Source organism: Exiguobacterium sp. HSB13 (assembly GCF_056764755.1).
The window spans coordinates 264,466-282,256 of record NZ_JBUZOM010000002.1 but is presented as its reverse complement, the minus strand read 5'-3'; the positions used below and the strand labels follow the sequence as shown (position 1 = coordinate 282,256).

Here is a 17,791-nt window from a genome sequence, read left to right as displayed (position 1 = left end):
CATGGAGCAACATTTTCCGATTCAACGCATCATCGATGAAGAAGGTCGTATCATCGACGCATCAAAAGAACACGATTTGACAAAAGAGCTCGCCCTCACCCTATATGAACAGATGCACCGAATCCGGACGTTCGACCGAAAAGCGATCAACTTACAACGCCAAGGGCGCCTCGGCACTTATGCACCGTTCGAAGGACAAGAAGCAGCGCAAGTCGGTAGTGCACTAGCGTTGTCCGATCAGGACTGGTTATTCCCGACGTACCGAGATCACGGTGCGACGTTGACATTCGGTGCCGACATGGTTCGGACCCTTCTTTACTGGAACGGTCGTGTCGAAGGTTGCGTGCCATCTGAGAAACACATCTTCCCTCCTGCCGTGCCGATTGCGACGCAAATTCCGCATGCCGTCGGCGCTGCATGGGCAGAAAAACGAAAAGGAACGACGAACATTGCGGTTGCCTACTTTGGTGACGGGGCGACTTCTGAAGGCGACTTCCACGAAGGGATGAACTTCGCCAGTGTCTTCCAAGCACCGGTCATTCTGTTCAACCAAAACAATCAATTCGCGATCTCTGTTCCGATCGAAAAACAGATGCATTCCGAAACGATCGCCCAAAAAGCGATCGCCTACGGGATGCCGAGCGTCCGGATCGACGGGAACGATGCGTTTGCCGTCTATTTTACGATGCAAGCAGCCGTTGCGCGTGCCCGATCTGGCGGCGGACCAACATTGATCGAAGCCGTCACGTGGCGGTTTGGTGCCCACACGACAGCTGATGATCCAACGAAATACCGCGATCAAGCTCGTTCACGTGACCGGGTCGATCCACTTGATCGACTCGAACAGTTCTTAAAACACCAAGGCTACTTCGACGAAACATGGATGCAACAGCTACAGGAACGGAATCAGGCAGAAGTTGAAGCGGCAGTAACTGCGATGGAGCAATTCAAGGCGCCAGACGTCAATGACCTGTTCGACCATACGTACGCGACCTTACCGGTTGATGTCCAGCAACAAAAAGAAGCGTATCTGCTAGCAAGGGGGAAATGAGATGGCAACACCAATCAATCGTCAAACGGAGATGACACTCGTCCAAGCTGTCACAGATGCCTTACGAACGAAACTGACAGAGGATGAGACGACGCTCGTCCTTGGAGAAGATGTCGGAAAAAATGGTGGCGTTTTCCGGGCAACGGACGGCTTACAAGAAGAGTTCGGGGAAGACCGGATTGTTGATACACCGCTCAGTGAAGCTGGCATCGTCGGTACGTCGATCGGACTTGCCATCAATGGCTTTAAACCGATCGTCGAGATTCAATTTCTCGGCTTCATCTACCCTGCCTATGAACAAATCATGACGCACGTCTCCCGTATTCGGATGCGGACGATGGGACGGTACAGTGTGCCGATGGTCATTCGCGCGCCTTATGGTGCCGGTATTCGGGCACCGGAAATTCACTCTGACAGTACAGAAGCACTCTTTACATCGATGCCTGGTCTCAAGGTCGTTTGTCCGGCGACACCATACGATGCAAAAGGATTATTGATTGCTGCGATTGAAGATCCAGATCCCGTTTTGTTCCTTGAGTCGATGCGCAGTTACCGTTCATTCAAGGAAGTCGTACCGAGCGAATCGTATACCGTTGAAATCGGAAAAGCGCGCTGCGTCAGTGAAGGAACGGACGTGACGTTGATCGCTTGGGGGGCAATGGTCCAAGTAGCCCAAAAGGCAGCAACGGCTGCACAGGAACGCGGGATCTCTTGCGAAGTCCTCGACTTACGAACGCTCTATCCGCTTGACCGGGACACGATCGCTGCTTCCGTTCAAAAGACAGGTCGTGCCGTCATCGTCCATGAAGCCGCAGCGATGGGTGGGCTCGGTAATGATCTTGTGACGTTGATCAACGATACGGCGTTTCTTTATTTACGGGCACCGATTGCCCGCGTGACCGGTTTTGATGTTCCGGTCCCGCTGTTCGCCCTCGAAGACCATTACATTCCGACGCCAGAACGTGTCCTTGCGACGATTCAGCGTACGGTCGAGTTTTAAGGAGCTGAATGCCATGATCGAAGTTAAATTACATGATGTCGGTGAAGGGATGACAGAAGGTGAGATCGCCCATTACCTCGTCCAAGTCGGAGACCATGTCACGACGGATCAACCGGTCGTTGAGGTCGCGACTGATAAGATGGTCGCCGAACTACCGGCTCCCGTTTCCGGAATCGTCAAGGAAATCATCATCCCGGTCGGTCAGACGGTGCAAGTCGGTACGACGTTGTTGCATATCGAAGCAAGCAACGCTTCTGACATGCCAGTCACTTTAGCACCTGAAGCGTCGCGCGTACCTGAATCAGTACCTGTCGCTGTCGCAGTCCCACCTGTTCAAGCATCTCCAACAAAACGTGTCCTTGCGACACCATATACGCGAAAAATCGCCCGTGATCACGGGATTGATATCGAAACTGTCACGGCTTCCGATCCGTCAGGTCGAGTCTCGGAGGACGATGTGCTTCGCTTCGTCCAGGCTGCTACTGCTCCACAAGAGACAGCTGCACCAATCATTGAAGAGGTCACGTACCAAGAGACATCTCCGGAAACGATCCCGTTCCGCGGCATTCGCAAGCAGATCGCGAAAAAGATGACCCAGTCGCTGTATACGATTCCTCATGTCACTCACTTTGAAGAAGTCGACATGACACGTTTGCTCGCTTTACGTGCCGAATGGAAAGTCGCTGGACGAAACATCAACGTCAACGCCTTCTTCATCAAAGCCTTGATCGTTGCCTTAAAAGAGTATCCTGTCTTCCATGCCAAACTCGATGAAACGAATGAATGTATTCGATTAGAGCAGGATTTCCACTTTGGCATGGCAACAGAGACACCGGACGGGTTGATGGTTCCTGTCATCCGTCATGCCGATCAGCTCTCGCTGACGGAACTGCATGAACAATTGGTCGCCTTGCAACAACGTGCTCAAAACGGTGCCTTACGCGCAGCAGATTTAAAACCAAGTACATTCACGATGAGCAATGTGGGTCCGCTCGGCAGTACGGGAGCAACACCGATCATCAATTATCCGGAAACGGCACTGATTGCCTTCCATAAGACGAAAAAACGAGCCTGTGTCGATGAAGACGATCAAATCGTCGTCCGCTCGATGATGAATTTGTCGATGTCGTTTGATCATCGTGTCGCGGACGGGGCAACGGCTGTTGCCTTTACGAACCGCTTCGTGTCACTGATTGAACATCCGACTACCCTACTTTTGGAGTTGATCTAACATGGTTGTTGGCGAACTTGCACAAGAACGGGATCTCCTGATCATCGGTGGAGGTCCCGCAGGTTACACGGCAGCGATCCGCGCAGCACAAGGCGGTCGAAACGTCACCTTAATCGAACAAGATGAACTCGGTGGACTGTGTTTAAACCGAGGCTGTATCCCGTCCAAGGTCTACGCGCATACGGCAGAAGAGATGTTACGCATGCCGCATCTCGAAGACCTTGGATTCACGGTCCCTGCTGTCCATGATTTCAGTAAAATGAATGCTTACCGGAATCGTGTCGTGCAGCAATTACGTCAGGGAGTGGTCGCCCTCTGTCAGGCGAACCAGATTGAGCATATCTCTGGTGCAGCTTCCTTCCTGTCAGAAGACCGGATCGGCGTCGAGTCGGGACATCAGTTCGATACGTACCGGTTCCAGGACGTCATCATTGCGACTGGCAGTCACAGTATCCAGCACGAGGAATCGTGTCGTTTGAATGCCGAGCAGCTTTATCAACTCGAGCAGCGACCAGAGAGCTTATTGATCATTGGATCCGACACGTTAGCACTCGAAGCTGCTGCTTGTTTCCATGCACTTGGGACAGAGGTGACGTTGTTCGCGGATCACTTATCACTCGAACCAAGCCTTGAAAAGGAACTGAAGCGGACATTCAAAAAACAAAAAATCCGTCTCGTATCGGATGTCGTGACACGCATCGAGGCTTCATCGGACGCGACCGTCACCGTCATGAAAAACGGAGAAGAAGTCGCCTATCAGGGTGCCTATCTGTTCCAGTCCCTTTCCCGGATTCCGAACAGCTTGACACTCGGTCTCGAACGGATCGGTGTGACGCTTGCAGAAGATGGGACGATTCCAGTTGACGCGTATGGACGAACGAATCAACCGCATATTTACGCGATTGGTGACGTGACACCGGGTCCACAGCTCGCCATTCGTGCGATTCACGAAGCGAAACGGACGGCAGCTCACTTGTCTGGTCAAGACGTCGATCTGACGACACCTTACTACCCAACGGTTCTACGGACTTTCCCACCGATTGCTTCGGTTGGGATGACAGAACAAGAAGCGAGTGAAGCCGGACACACGGTCCAAACCGGACAGTTCCCACTGAATGCAAACGGAGCGACGACGATTGAAGGTGGCAGTGGGTTCGTCAAGGTCATCGCTGACGAGCAAACATCACTAATCCTTGGTATTCACATGATCGGGGACGATGCCCATCGTCTCGTCGGACAATTTACACAAGCACTGGAACTGGCAGCGAAACGGGAGGATCTTCTCTTCCCTGTCATGGCTCATCCGAGTCGAGGCGAAGCCCTGACGGAATCGATAGAATCCTTATTCGGTCAATCAATCCACCTGCCACCCCGTCAACAGGTCGGTTCGCGCGCGTAATCTAAAAGAGGTGCCTCTGCGTCAGAAGCACCTCTTTTGGATTCGTCACTTCATTTCGTGTAGAAAGGAAAACATGTCATGGAACTGTACTTCACTCGTTTGCACTGGAATACGCATACGTTTCCGGTCGCCGCTACAGCAGATGGTCTCTGTTATGTCGGCGCTTGGGATGAACCGGAGGATCTATTCGACGACTGGTCGCGAAAACACTTCCCCCGAGCCGATCGGATTGCTTCTGACACCGCGCTTGCTCCGTATACGGAGCAGCTACTCGCTTATCTGAATCAGCAGTCGACGACACTGTCCTTTCCGCTTGCGCCTGTCGGTACCCCGTTCCAGCTTGAAGTCTGGAATGCTTTACGCGCGGTACCGTACGGTCAAACCGCCACCTACTCTGATATCGCGGAACGTCTCTTTCGACCGAACGCGACTCGCGCGATTGGCACGGCAATCGGAAAAAATCGATTACTGCTTGCGATTCCGTGTCACCGGATCATTGGCAAAAAAGGCGATCTTCTCGGCTATCATGGCGGTCTGAATATGAAGCGGACGCTACTCGCGCTCGAGCAACGCCTCTGATTCTCGTCCCTCTTCGCTGAAAGATAGAGCAAAAAGAACCCCGAACGGATCGCGGACTTGCGCATACCAACCTCCAAAGTCTGCTACAGCAAGAGGTGTGACGATTTGACCGTCTGTCGTTAATCGCAGATACACTTGCTCGAGCTCTTCAAGTGACGTAAAAATCAACAACAGATGGAGTGAAGGAGAGATCTCCAGTGCATCACTCTCGTCCCAGAGCATCAATTCGAAGGCACCATTTGATAAATGTGCGTGGTAGACGGTGTCTCCTGTTTCGTCCATTACGAGACGACGACGTGTCATCGCAAATATGTTTTCGTAGTAAGCAATCGCCTGCTTGGCTTGTCCCGAAAAAACGAGACAAGGAGTGGCTGCATACTGCATGGAAATCCCTTCTTAAATTATGATTTAGTATCATCTTTCGCACTTTTCTTCCCGATCTCCTTCTATACACAAAAAGCCCCGATTTCCTATCCAACCGGACACGGAAAGCGGGGCTTCTTCGAATCAATCAAGATATTACACCAAAGCGATAAGCTGTTTTCCAGTGATACGTCTCACCGGGTGACAACAGGATTGATGGAAAATCAGATTCATGGACTGCATTCGGATGAACTTGCGTTTCAAGGCATAAGCCAAGCGATGGTCGAGCCGAAACCCCATGAACCGTATAATCGGTCAGCAGTTGCGTTCCGGTATAGAGCACGACTGCTGGCTGATTTGTTGTCACGTCGACGAAGCGACCGGATACCGGATCTTCAAGTCGGAGTGTGTCAGCCCGCAACACGAATGGATGATCGTAGCCGTTTCCGACAGCAATCGTCTCGGGATGTTCCAGCGTAATCCCGTCACGAATCGACTGACCGTTACGGAAATCAAACGGGGTTCCGGAGACATCCCGTTGTTCCCCTGTCGGTAAGCCATCTGGCTGGACCGGTAAGTAGTAGTCACTTGGTAACGTCAAGACATGATCCAACACATCCCGCTTCGCATTTCCCGATAAGTTGAAGTACGTATGATTTGTCAGATTGAGGGGTGTCGTTTGATCCGTTACAGCCGTCATCTCAAGCGTCAGTGTTGTATCGTCTAGGCGATAATACACGTCGAGCGTGACCGTTCCCGGATAACCTTCTTCTCCGTCTGGACTGTTCAAGCGCAAGTGGAACAATCTATCCGTCGCTTCAATGACATCGAACCACGCTTGATCGAATCCGTGAATCCCACCATGTAGATGATTCGCACCGTCGTTTGCGACGAGCGGATAGACGTCTCCCGCTACTTCGAAGCGCGCCTGTCCGATTCGACCAGCGACGCGTCCGACGATTGCCCCGAAGTAAGGCGAGTGCTGTTGATAATCTTCCACCGTCTCGAGACCAAGGACAACACTCTCTAAATGACCATCCCGATCGATCGTCCGGATATCTTGGATGATGCCGCCGTAGTTCCAGAGTGTCACTTCGATGCCTTCCTGGCGTAACGTATGGCGGATCAACTCTTTCTCAAGTAGTCGTGTCATCGTTGTTCCTCCACCGGTTGGCGCGTCACGAGTTGAATGAATCGTCCGAACGCCGCCTGACCTTCCTCTGTCTGTTTAAAGACACCACAGTCTTCGAGTCCACGCACGAATTTCGCGGCGACTGCTTGTTCGACGTACATCGTGACATCTTGACCGTCATACGCTTGTTTTAGTTCCTCTGCCCAGTCAGCATGAGCAACTGCCACTTCGTCGATTTCACCTGTGATGAATCGTTCAACCTGTTGCAACTCTTGGAGCAAACGTGCCGGTAAGACCGCCAGTCCCATCACCTCGATCAAACCGATATTTTCCCGTTTGATATGGTGAATATCAGCATGCGTATGGAAAATACCGTCCGGATGTTCTGCTGACGTCCGGTTGTTCCGTAAGACGAGATCGAGCTCGAATTGTCCATCACGCTGACGAGCAATCGGCGTCACCGTATTGTGTCGCGTCTCACCTGTGTGTGACTGGATCTCTTGACTCTCATCCGTATACGTCAACCACGTCTCATAGACTGTCGTCGCAGCATCGAGTAGTGCCGACGCATCTGTACTTTTCAGACGCAACACACTCAGTGGCCAGTGTAAGGTTTCACCAGTGACTGTCGGCTGATCCGGGAACGTAAAGGATGTTAAAGCTTTTGCCCGGTCCATCGCAAACGTATAGCGACCGCCCTGATAATGATCATGCGTCAAGATCGATCCACCGACGATCGGCAGGTCGGCGTTCGAACCAGCAAAGTAATGTGGGAATTGCTCGACGAAGGCGAGCAGACGTGCAAACGCATCCCGATTGATGACCATGTCACGATGTTCCTGCGACAAAATGATGCTATGTTCGTTGTAGTAGACATATGGTGAGTATTGTAGTGCCCATGGTTCTTCCATCAGTGTCAGCGGAACGATTCGGTGATTCGCACGGGCTGGATGATTCGCACGACCCGCGTAGCCGACGTTTTCAACGCATAACAGGCAGGTCGGATAGTTGGACGTCGTCGGTGCCTCCGTCCGGGCTGCCGCGATTTCACGCGGATCTTTTTCCGGCTTCGATAAGTTGATCGTGACATCGATCGTTCCGTAAGCTGTCTCCGCTTGATAACGTTTATTTTTAGCAATCCGTTTCGTTTGAATGTAGTTACTTGCTTGGCTCAGTTGGTAAAAATAATCCGTCGCAGCAATAGGTGATTCAGCGTACAGACGACGGAATACCGCCGTCACGTCAGATGGACGGGCGACGAAGATATCCATCACATCTGCTGCGAACTGTTCTTTGTCTTCAAGACGCGCCGGCAACTGTCCGCTTGCGATCAACACTTCGATCATGTCATCCAAAACATCTGGAATTGGGCGAGATGGTACGTCTGCCTGTTCTTCAAAATCGGCTTGACCGACCCGCGCTAGAATCCGGTTCCGGGCGTAGATCGCATCTTCCGGTTCAATCAATCGTTCCTGGATTGCTTGCGCTACTAACTGTTGGATGAGTTCATTCATCGCCGTCACTCTCCTCATTCTGTCTCTCTTTAACGAACGCTCGTCCGGTATCCTTCTGGATTGTGCGCATGCCAATTCCAAGCATCACGGATGATCGTTTCGATGTCGGTGCGTTGTGGTGTCCAGCCGAGAACGTCTTTTGCTTTGGCGGATCCGGCGATCAAGATACTCGGATCCCCTGCACGACGTTCGATGATTCGTTCCGGAATCGGATGTCCCGTTACACGACGAGCTGCTTCGATGATTTCTCGCACGGAAAACCCTTGGCTTGAACCGAGGTTAAAGACCGTACTGTCGTTGCCATTCGCTAAATAATCGAGTGCTCGTATATGGGCATCGATCAAGTCTTCAACATGGATGTAATCACGAATGCACGTGCCATCCGGCGTTGGATAATCATCGCCATAAATCGAAATTTCTGCCCGTTGTCGGTTGGCGACTTCAAGGACGAGTGGAATCAAATGTGTTTCTGGTGTATGGTCTTCCCCGATCTCTCCGGTTGCCCGTGCACCGGCGACATTAAAGTAACGTAACGCGACGTAACGTAAGCCATACGCTTGTTCAGACCATCGCATCATCTTCTCCATCATCAACTTCGTTTCGCCATAGGCATTCGTTGGACGCGTTTCCGCTGTTTCGAGAATCGGCATTTGCTCCTGTTCACCATATGTCGCTGCCGTCGAAGAAAAGACGATTTGCTTGATGTCATGAGCAGTCATCGCTTCGAGCAACACTTGTGTGCCGTAGACGTTGTTATCAAAATAGCGTAATGGTTCCGCCATCGACTCACCGACGAGTGAAAAGGCAGCGAAATGGACGACTTGTTCAATCGTCTCTTCCGTAAAGACGCGATCGAGAAAAGCACGATCGCGTATGTCTCCTTCATATAGACGTGCTTGCGGATGAACCGCTTCACGATGTCCGGACTGCAGATGATCGATGACGACGACATCCTTTCCGGCATCAATCAATTGATAGACGGCATGGGAGCCGATATAGCCGGCTCCACCTACGACTAACGTTGCCATTTAGATGACCTCCCGTTCGATTTCACGTGCTCCGTCACCGACCGTCGCCGTATAGAACGTCGCCGGGTAACCGATCCGTGCTTCATATTGTGTGCCAACCGTTTGTTTGAAGGCGTCGACTGCCTCGTCTTCGACGATTGCAATCGCACAACCCCCAAAACCAGCACCCGTCATCCGCGCACCGAGCACACCCGGTTGTTCCCAAGCGGCTTCAACGAGTGTGTCGAGTTCAATCCCTGTCACTTCATAATCTTCCCGTAATGAAACGTGTGACGCGTTCATCAACTGACCGAACGTCGTCAGTTCTCCCGCTTCGAGTGCTGCTAGTGCCTGAAGTGTTCGTTCATTCTCTGAAATCGCATGGCGGGCGCGACGCATCAAACGTTCGTCTTCCCATGCGACTTTCGCGAATTCTGACGTCGTCCATTGTCCGAGTGCTTCCCGTGGCGTGAACTGATTGAGATAAGCGAGTGCCGCTTCACACTCTGCTCGGCGTTCATTGTATTTCGAATCCGCCAGTTCACGGCGTTTGTTCGTATTCATGATGATGATCGTATACCCCGTTAAGTCGAGTGGCGCATACGTATAGTCGAGCGTCTCACAATCGAGCAACAATCCCGCTCCCGCTTTTCCCATACCGATCGCAAATTGATCCATGATGCCACTATTGACCCCGATATAACGATTTTCGACCTGTTGACCGAACCGGACGAGATCAAGACGCGGAATCTCTAATCCGTATAATCGATCGAGCAAAACACCGATGACGAGTTCAAGCGAAGCCGATGACGAAAGACCGGCACCGTTCGGGATGTCACCTTGAATCAGGATGTCGCATCCTGTATCGATCCGGTACCCGGCTTCCTGTAAGACTGTAATCATCCCCTTCGCGTAGTTCGCCCAACCGTGCGTCGCGTCGTACGCGAGTTCGTCGAGTGCGACTTCGATGATGCCGTCTTGCTCAAAATTCAATGAATAGAAGCGGAAGCGTTGATCGTCTCGTTTTCGCGCGATCGCATGCGTACCGAACGTTAACGCACATGGAAAGACGTGACCGCCATTATAATCCGTATGTTCGCCGATTAAATTGATTCGTCCCGGTGCAAAAAAGCGATGCGTCAACGGTGAGCCAAACCGCTGTTCAAATTGTGCTTCTAACGTCTGGTCTGTCATACGATCGTCTCCTTTGATTCGAGTAGTGAAAGCGCACGGTGGACTGGCTGAATCCGCAAGCAGCGGGCTTCATAGTCCGTCGTGTATGAGAACGTCAAGCCTTGCTGCATCAAGTAAGCGCCGCTTAACGTCCGGTCCTCGACTTGATAACGCATTGCTGGGTCGAGTCCTTTGAGCTTGAAGTGATACTGGTGTGTTCCGTATTGTCGAAGTGGCGCGATCGCGAGCAAGACCGTTTCTTCTTCTGATGTATACTGCATAACGCTTGGCGTCTGTTGTGTAAAAGCAGAGAGGCGGTACTGGATGCCGCGTTGAATCGTCGGACGAATCGCTTTGTATGTCTCGATCCAGCCTTTTGCTTCCGCAAGTTCATCCGTTGACCACTCGCTTAAGTTTCCACCGATGCCGAGTGTGCCTTGCATCGAAGAGACGAATCGCGTCGCAAGTGGTACGTTGCGTCCATTCAACCAGTTTGGTCCGTCCGTCACCCAGCAGCTCATCATCTTCGCATTGTAGGCGTACGAGAAGTCATGCTGAATTTGTAAGCGATCAAGTGGATCGGTGTTATCACTCGTCCAGACTTGTTCCGTCCGTGAGAGGATTCCAAGGTCGATCCGTCCGCCACCACCGGCACAGGCTTCGAAGTCGACCGTCGGATGCAAGCGACGCAATTCATCAAAGATCCGGTACAATGCATCGACATGACGTTTCCACAGTTCTTGTTGTCGATCCGTCTGATCTTTTGGAACACCTGGTTCCGAGAAGGCACGGTTCATGTCCCATTTGATGTAGTCGATCGCGTGACGCGTCAACAAGTCATCCATCATCTCGAGAATGAATTGCTCGACTTCTGGTAATCCGAGATTTAAGACGTATTGATTCCGGGACGTCGTCCGGACCGCATCCCGTGCATGGTAAATCCAGTCCGGATGCGCCCGGTATAGATCAGAATCTGGATTGACCATCTCCGGTTCGACCCACAGACCGAATTGTAAGCCTTGTTGTTTCACATACGAGATCAAAGGTTCTAGACCGTTCGGGAACTTTTCCCGATTGACATGCCAGTCACCGAGTCCCGCTTGATCGGAGTGGCGTTCGCCGAACCATCCGTCATCGACGACGAACAGTTCACAACCGATTCCTGCTGCAAGATCAACGAGTTCACGTTGACCAGATTCCGTCACATCGAAATACGTCGCTTCCCATGAGTTATAGAGAACAGGACGCTCCGTCGCACGCGGCATGATGACGTCCCGCTGAAAGGCATGCGCATGAGCACTCATATCCGCGAAACCGTCCGCATACCCGATGTAGAATGTTGGTGTCGTCAACTGCTGTTGATGGGATAGTTTCCAGCTGAAGTCAAACGGATTCATGCCGCCCGATAGCTGAACGAAACCGAACGCATCTTGTTCGACGTGAATCGCCCAGTTGCCGGAATAAGCAAAATGTCCGTAGACGACTTCACCGCTATCCTCTGTCGCGTCCTGCTCAAGTGCGAACCAGGGATTCGCTTGGTGACTCGTCACCCCACGCCGACTTTCAATCGTCTGGCGTCCTGGTGTCACCGGTGTGATCTGTTTCTTGAACTCACCTGTCCACATCCCAGCGAAATGATGCAGTTTTAGATTCGGTTGATGCCAGCGTCCCATCGCAAAGGACTGGGCTGCTGTTAAACGAACAGGTAGTCGTCCCGTGTTTTCGACGACGATTGAACGACCGATGATGTCATAATCGGCGAACACTTCGTACTGAACCCCGACACGCATCTCCTGCAAGGAATCAAACAGCCAGAGCGTCAATTTCGTTTCTGTCTTCTCAGAGCGTTCAAACTGAAACTGGTGAATCCGTTGTCCGTCTTCTCGTTCCGATTTTAATGTCGGCTCCGTATACAACATCTCACCGAATGGTACGAAATCGTATGTCGCGACACCGTCTGGTGATTCAAACGAACTGTGTGCGACGACCGGACTCGGTAACGCTTCATAATCATCTCGATATGGTAACTTGACACCGAAATACGTGTGAATCAGCTTGCCGTTCGCACCAATCGTGACGACGTGAGCGACCCGTTTCCCTTCGATGACGAAACGACGTCCTGCTACTTCAAAGATTGCCATGGTTCTCTTCCTCCTTACGTCGTCAGAATCAGTGTCTCAAGTGGTGCGAGCTGGACCGTTCCACGATATGTCTCTTCGTTTATCAATGCTTTATATGTTCCGTCTAACGTGACGTCCCGCGTTTCCTTCGTGTCATGGTTCATCAAGAAGAGAAAGTCGCGTTTTTCGCCGTGACGACGCACGATTTCGACTTGATCCGGCGCCTCGATCATCTCGATGCCGGCCTCAGTGAACGCTTGACGGTAAATCGTATCGATCATCGCATCATCAATCGATGAGCCGATGTAGGTAATCATTCCTTTATAGGCATTGCGCGTTACAGCCGCTACACCTTCATAGAACGTATCTTCATAGACAGCGAGCGTCTCTGCTGTCGTTGGTGTGATGAGATCACACCAGAGGCGGGCTGTTGAGGATTGTCCTGCCATCTCGCCGATGCCTGCCACCTTGTGTTGTTGAACGGACTGGAGTGATTCGTATTCGTCGATTTCGATTCCGGCATACGGCGCGAATTTACCCGGTAACGTCGTTGGTACGACATGGTTCCGTGCATCCTTGACGCCTGTCCGGTACGTGAAGATGACGTGACCACCTTGTTCCATGTACGCGATCAAGGCGTCATCGAACGTTGGATTCGTTAAGAAATAGAGCGGAACGATGATCAGTTTATAACGAGATAGATCATCACCCGGGAAGACGATGTCAGTTGCGACTTGTTGACGAACCGCTCCACCATAGAAGCGGACGAACTCCGTCCGGAAATCAAACGCATCACTGTGCGGCTGGTGTGTCCACGCCCAGACGTTTTCTTGATCGAAATAGACACCGACTTTCGCGTCATAACGGCTCGCGTTGATCTCATCGCCGTACGTATTCAGTTCTGTCATGATCTGTTTGACTTCTTCGAATTTCCGTTTTGGTTTTCCGTCATGATCGATGATGCCGTGACAGAACTCCTCTGTTCCGAAATGAGCAGCCCGGAAGCGGAAGTAGACGATCGCTTCTGCTCCCCGCGCGACCGCTTGGTACGTCCAGAGGCGAATATGCCCTGGTCGCGGCAAGTAACCGATTTTGCTCCAGCCTTGTGCGCCACTCAATTGTTCCATGACCCAAAACCCTTTTCCTTGCTTCGAAGAGCGGCAAAGATCGTGATCACTTGCCATCTTCTCGAACCGGTTCGGCTCCGGTAGTCCACCCCAGACTGGGTAGTTATCGAATGCCACGTAATCGAGGTCTTGCGCCATTTGCTGTTGGTTGACTGCCATATCACTGTAGACTAGGTTGTGCGTGATGAAGACGTCCTCTGGAATGTAGCGACGTAAGACATCGACTTGTAACTTGTTGTAGTACGTATAGCCGTCGGCACAGAAGCGATCGAAGTCGACGAGCAGGGATGGGTTATGTTCCTGATAGACTTTACGCGGTACCGGGATTTGCTCCCACGCCGTGTACGTCTGACTCCAGAAGACGGTTCCCCATGCTTCGTTCAAGGCGTCGAGTGTTCCGTAACGGTTCTCTAACCAACGCTGAAAAGCAGCGCGGTCGACATCCCCGTAAGAACGATCCGATTTCTCATGCCCGTATTCATTATCCGTTTGCCACCCGATGACACGAGGATGTTGACCGTATCGTTTCGCCATCTCTTCCGTGATCTTGACGGATAGACGCTGATACGTTTCGCTGTGGACCGTATAATGGCGACGGGCACCGAAACTGATTGTCACACCGTTCTCATCAACCGGTAAGATTTCTGGATACTTCGTACATAACCAAGCCGGTGGTGTCGCAGTTGGTGTCCCGAGTACGATATCGAATCCTTCTGCACTCAAGCGTTCGATGACGTCATCCCAAAAGCTGAAGTCATAGACGCCTTCTTCCGGCTCCATCATGGACCAAGCGAATTCCGCGAGACGAACGACGTTGACGCCAAGTTCCTTCATCAGTCGGAAGTCTTCCTCCCATATTGCTCGTGGTGTTTGTTCTGGATAATAATCGACTCCTAAATACATTGTGCTCCCCCTTACGCAAAAACAATTATTTTACTGCACCCGCCGTCATTCCTTTTTGGAAGAAACGTTGGAAGAAGATATAGAAGATCATTGTCGGTAAACTGATCAAAACAAGTGATGCGTAGATTTTTCCTGGATCCCCACCGAGTGCATCCTTGAAGAAACTTGGTGCCATCGTCACTGTCTGATAGGCAGGATCCGTCATGAACGTAAGAACCATCAAGTATTCGTTCCATGAGTTGAGGAACGCATAAATTAAAGCTGTTGCGAGCGCTGGTTTTGCGAGTGGTAGCATGACTTTGAAGAAGACTTCAAGAATCGTCGCTCCATCGATATACGCCGCTTCCATCAATTCATTTGGCAGTTCATCAAAGTATCCTTTGATGAGCATCAGACCGAATGGTAAGAAGAATGCGACCTCCGCTCCGATCAGTCCCCAGTGGTTGTTCAGTCCGTCAAACGAACGGAGCGTAAAGAACAATGGAACGATCATCGAAGCGACGGGTAACATCAGCCCCGCTAAGACCATGTTGAACAAAAGACGTTTTCCAGCAAACTCAAGTTTCGAGAAGGCAAACGCCGCGAACGCCAAAATCGTGATCGAGATGATGATCATGAAGAAGGCGACAAAGAAACTGTTGAAGACGAACGTTGGGAAGTTCGGATTTTGCAGTGTCGCGATATAGTTGTCGAATCCATTGATTCGGAGACTCTCTTTGAACATGACGAAAATCGGGAATAACCAGACGATTGATGCCAGCACCAATACAAGGTTGATCATCCAGCGGCTTTTTTTAGATTCTACATCCATGGGTCGTTCCTCCTTAGTTATCCATTTTCTTTTGTACGCGCAATTGGAAGTACGTGATGAGCAAGGCAATCGTCAATAGGATGATGGCAACAGCACTCGAGTAACCGACTTCTTGTTGCAACATCGATTTCCGGAATAGATAAGTCGAAATGAACTCTGTCGACGATCCCGGTCCACCGGCTGTCGTGATCCAGACTAAGTCAAACGTCTTCAGACCACCGATCACACCGAGGATTGAAAGTGTGAACGTCGTTCCTTTCAAGTTCGGGAAGACGATGCTCCACAGTGTCCGGAAGAATCCAGCTCCGTCGATTTTTGCTGCTTCGAAGATTTCCTTCTCAATCGTCAGCATCGCCATGTAATACATGACCATCGAAGAACCCGTCCACTGGAAGATGTTGATCGCAATAACGGAATAAAGCGCGATATCCGGGTCACCGAGCCAGTTCTGTTCGAGACTACCGAGACCAATTGCACGGAGGAACTCATTGATGTAACCAAACTGGAAATCATAGATTTGTGAGAATGCCGCACCGAGTACGACAGGGCTCAAGACGACCGGGAAGAAGAAGACCGACTTCATCGCCGTCCGCAATGGTCCCGGTGTATGCAGGAAGTACGCCAAGACAAGACCGATACCGGCTTGGATCGTGACTGTTAAAATCGTGAAGATGAACGTATTCTTCAGCGAGAGATAGAAGTCTGGATCTTGGAACATCTCAGCATAGTTGTCGAGTCCGACGAACGCTTTGTCAAACGAGATTCCGTCCCACGAGAAGAACGAGTTATAGGCGTTGTAGAAGATCCCATAATAGATGAAGCTGACGACGAACAAGACGATTGGGGCAACGAAGGCCCATCCGACCATGTTCCGCTTCATGTTCTTTTTCTTCTTTGGCGCAGGCGTACGTGTCGCTACCGGCTGGAGCGGTTCTGCTTTTGGTTTAATCGGCAATTCCTGTCGCTCTGTCTGCATATGGATTCCCCACTTTCCTCAAGTCCAAAAATCAGGAAGTGGCACGCAGGCGTACCACTTCACTGTCGAGTCTTATTTCGCTGATTGATCCGCTGCGTCTTGAACGCGTTGTAATGCTTCTTTCGGATCTTGTCCTGTCGCAATGTTTTGAAGTTCCTTACCGAGGATATCGTTTAATTTCGTATCCCGGATTCCACGGCTAGCAACCGCTTTTGCTAATGTGTCATTTAACATTTTGTACGACTCTTTTTCACCTTCTGATGTAAAGGCAGCATCTGAATCGACTTTGACGTCCTTGATACCAGGTGCCATCTCGAACTCACCCATGTAGACTTCTTGTCCTTTTCCTTGGCTCATGAAGGCGATGAACTCTGCTGCACCTTCTTGTTGTTTTGACTCTTTGTTGACACCAAGTGCCATATCGATCGATGCGATGACGGGTTGCTCTGTTCCGCCTGCTAAGTTCGGGAGTGGAACGAATCCGAGCTCATCATCGATTTTCCATTTTTCTTTTTTCTCTTTCGTTGTCATCGAGTGTGCTTCCCATGAACCGATGACCCACATTGCTGCTTTTTTATCGAAGAATTGGTTCATCCCGTCATTGTATGTCGCGAGACCAAGTGCACCTTCTTGGAAGACTTTATCTTTGAAGAGGTCTTGCCAGATTTGCGCTGTTTTGACCATCTCGTCGTCTGTCCACTTCGCTTCACCCGAGAGTACTTTTTGGATGTAACCCGGTGCCACTTGGTGACTGAGGACGTTGTAGACGTCGATATCGATCCACGCATCTTTAGCTCCGAGCATGAGCGGGATGACTTTGTCGCCTGAGTCTTTGATCTTCTTGACTGCGCTGACTGTTTCTTTGTAGTTCTTCGGTGGTGTCACGCCGTATTTGTCAAGCATCGTCTTGTTGTACATCAAGTACGCTTGACCTGTGAATCCGATTGGGACCGCATATTGTTTACCGTCGAGTGTCGTCTGTTCGATTCCGAGCTCGACGAACTTGTCTTTCCAGCCTTTGCCGGCTGCTTTATCCATGTACGAATCAACTGGTACGACACGATCCTTGTACTGCTGGATCATCGGTTCTTTTAGACCAATGATATCTGGACCCTTACCTGACAACATCGCAACTTGTAATTGTTTTTCATAGTCTTCACTGTAACGTTTGAATTGAACGACGTATTTATCTTGCGATTCGTTGAACGCATCAACGACTGCTTTCCCCGCTTCTGGTTGTGGTGCCCAGCCCCACCATGTGACGATCGTCTTACCGTCTTTCGTTTTCGTTTGTTGCTCATCTTCTCCGCCACAAGCAGCAAGGAATGCGGATAATGTCAGGACTGATGCTGCAGCAACGAGTTTCGTTTTTTTGAATTTCATGTAAGAGCTCCCCTTTTATGTG

Annotated in this window: 15 protein-coding genes; 5 read left to right on the top strand and 10 right to left on the bottom strand. The window is 50.9% G+C overall.

Annotated features, from left to right (window positions below; all coding sequences use genetic code 11):
- Nucleotide 1 precedes the first annotated feature (1 nt).
- The 5 genes from pdhA to ACZGCQ_RS13145 all read left to right on the top strand — a co-directional run bounded on the left by pdhA (nt 2) and on the right by ACZGCQ_RS13145 (nt 5,260).
- Complete coding sequence (gene pdhA / locus ACZGCQ_RS13165; protein WP_481266544.1) at nt 2-1,051, top strand: pyruvate dehydrogenase (acetyl-transferring) E1 component subunit alpha; 1,050 nt, start codon at nt 2-4, stop codon at nt 1,049-1,051.
- Nucleotide 1,052: 1 nt separating this feature from the next.
- Nucleotides 1,053-2,051, top strand: a complete 999-nt coding sequence (locus ACZGCQ_RS13160; protein WP_481266543.1) for an alpha-ketoacid dehydrogenase subunit beta — start codon at nt 1,053-1,055, stop codon at nt 2,049-2,051.
- Nucleotides 2,052-2,064: 13 nt separating this feature from the next.
- Complete coding sequence (locus tag ACZGCQ_RS13155; protein ID WP_481266542.1) at nt 2,065-3,282, top strand: dihydrolipoamide acetyltransferase family protein; 1,218 nt, start codon at nt 2,065-2,067, stop codon at nt 3,280-3,282.
- A gap of 1 nt (nt 3,283) precedes the next feature.
- On the top strand, nt 3,284-4,681 hold the full coding sequence (locus ACZGCQ_RS13150) for a dihydrolipoyl dehydrogenase family protein (protein WP_481266541.1): 1,398 nt from the start codon (nt 3,284-3,286) through the stop codon (nt 4,679-4,681).
- 78 nt (nt 4,682-4,759) lie between these two features.
- A complete protein-coding gene (locus ACZGCQ_RS13145; protein WP_029343351.1) occupies nt 4,760-5,260 on the top strand; it encodes a methylated-DNA--[protein]-cysteine S-methyltransferase in 501 nt (166 codons plus the stop codon).
- On the opposite strand, the gene ACZGCQ_RS13140 is transcribed toward ACZGCQ_RS13145, so the two are convergent.
- From ACZGCQ_RS13140 to ACZGCQ_RS13095, 10 genes are all read right to left on the bottom strand, one after another.
- Complete coding sequence (locus ACZGCQ_RS13140; RefSeq protein ID WP_481266540.1) at nt 5,234-5,644, bottom strand: VOC family protein; 411 nt, start codon at nt 5,642-5,644, stop codon at nt 5,234-5,236. The genes ACZGCQ_RS13145 and ACZGCQ_RS13140 overlap by 27 nt on opposite strands.
- Nucleotides 5,645-5,771: 127 nt before the next feature.
- Nucleotides 5,772-6,776, bottom strand: coding sequence for an aldose epimerase family protein (locus tag ACZGCQ_RS13135; protein WP_481266539.1), 1,005 nt, complete (start codon nt 6,774-6,776; stop codon nt 5,772-5,774).
- On the bottom strand, nt 6,773-8,269 hold the full coding sequence (locus ACZGCQ_RS13130; RefSeq protein WP_481266538.1) for a UDP-glucose--hexose-1-phosphate uridylyltransferase: 1,497 nt from the start codon (nt 8,267-8,269) through the stop codon (nt 6,773-6,775). Before ACZGCQ_RS13130 ends, ACZGCQ_RS13135 begins: the two co-directional genes overlap by 4 nt.
- A gap of 29 nt (nt 8,270-8,298) precedes the next feature.
- The gene (gene galE / locus ACZGCQ_RS13125; protein WP_481266537.1) at nt 8,299-9,297 is read right to left on the bottom strand and encodes a UDP-glucose 4-epimerase GalE; all 999 of its coding nucleotides are present in this window, start codon (nt 9,295-9,297) and stop codon (nt 8,299-8,301) included.
- Nucleotides 9,298-10,470 carry a galactokinase gene (locus tag ACZGCQ_RS13120; RefSeq protein ID WP_481266536.1) on the bottom strand — a complete coding sequence of 391 codons (1,173 nt, stop codon included), beginning with the start codon at nt 10,468-10,470 and terminating at the stop codon, nt 9,298-9,300.
- Nucleotides 10,467-12,590 (bottom strand): alpha-galactosidase, encoded by a 2,124-nt coding sequence (locus ACZGCQ_RS13115; protein ID WP_481266535.1) that lies wholly within the window; start codon nt 12,588-12,590, stop codon nt 10,467-10,469. Before ACZGCQ_RS13115 ends, ACZGCQ_RS13120 begins: the two co-directional genes overlap by 4 nt.
- 14 nt (nt 12,591-12,604) lie before the next feature.
- Complete coding sequence (locus tag ACZGCQ_RS13110) at nt 12,605-14,599, bottom strand: beta-galactosidase (protein ID WP_481266534.1); 1,995 nt, start codon at nt 14,597-14,599, stop codon at nt 12,605-12,607.
- Nucleotides 14,600-14,624: 25 nt separating this feature from the next.
- Entirely contained in the window at nt 14,625-15,410 is a 786-nt protein-coding gene (locus tag ACZGCQ_RS13105; protein WP_023466970.1) for a carbohydrate ABC transporter permease, read from the bottom strand.
- Nucleotides 15,411-15,423: 13 nt separating this feature from the next.
- Nucleotides 15,424-16,386, bottom strand: a complete 963-nt coding sequence (locus tag ACZGCQ_RS13100) for a carbohydrate ABC transporter permease (protein WP_023466969.1) — start codon at nt 16,384-16,386, stop codon at nt 15,424-15,426.
- Between the two features lie 72 nt (nt 16,387-16,458).
- Nucleotides 16,459-17,769 carry an ABC transporter substrate-binding protein gene (locus tag ACZGCQ_RS13095; protein ID WP_050678942.1) on the bottom strand — a complete coding sequence of 437 codons (1,311 nt, stop codon included), beginning with the start codon at nt 17,767-17,769 and terminating at the stop codon, nt 16,459-16,461.
- Nucleotides 17,770-17,791 lie beyond the last annotated feature (22 nt).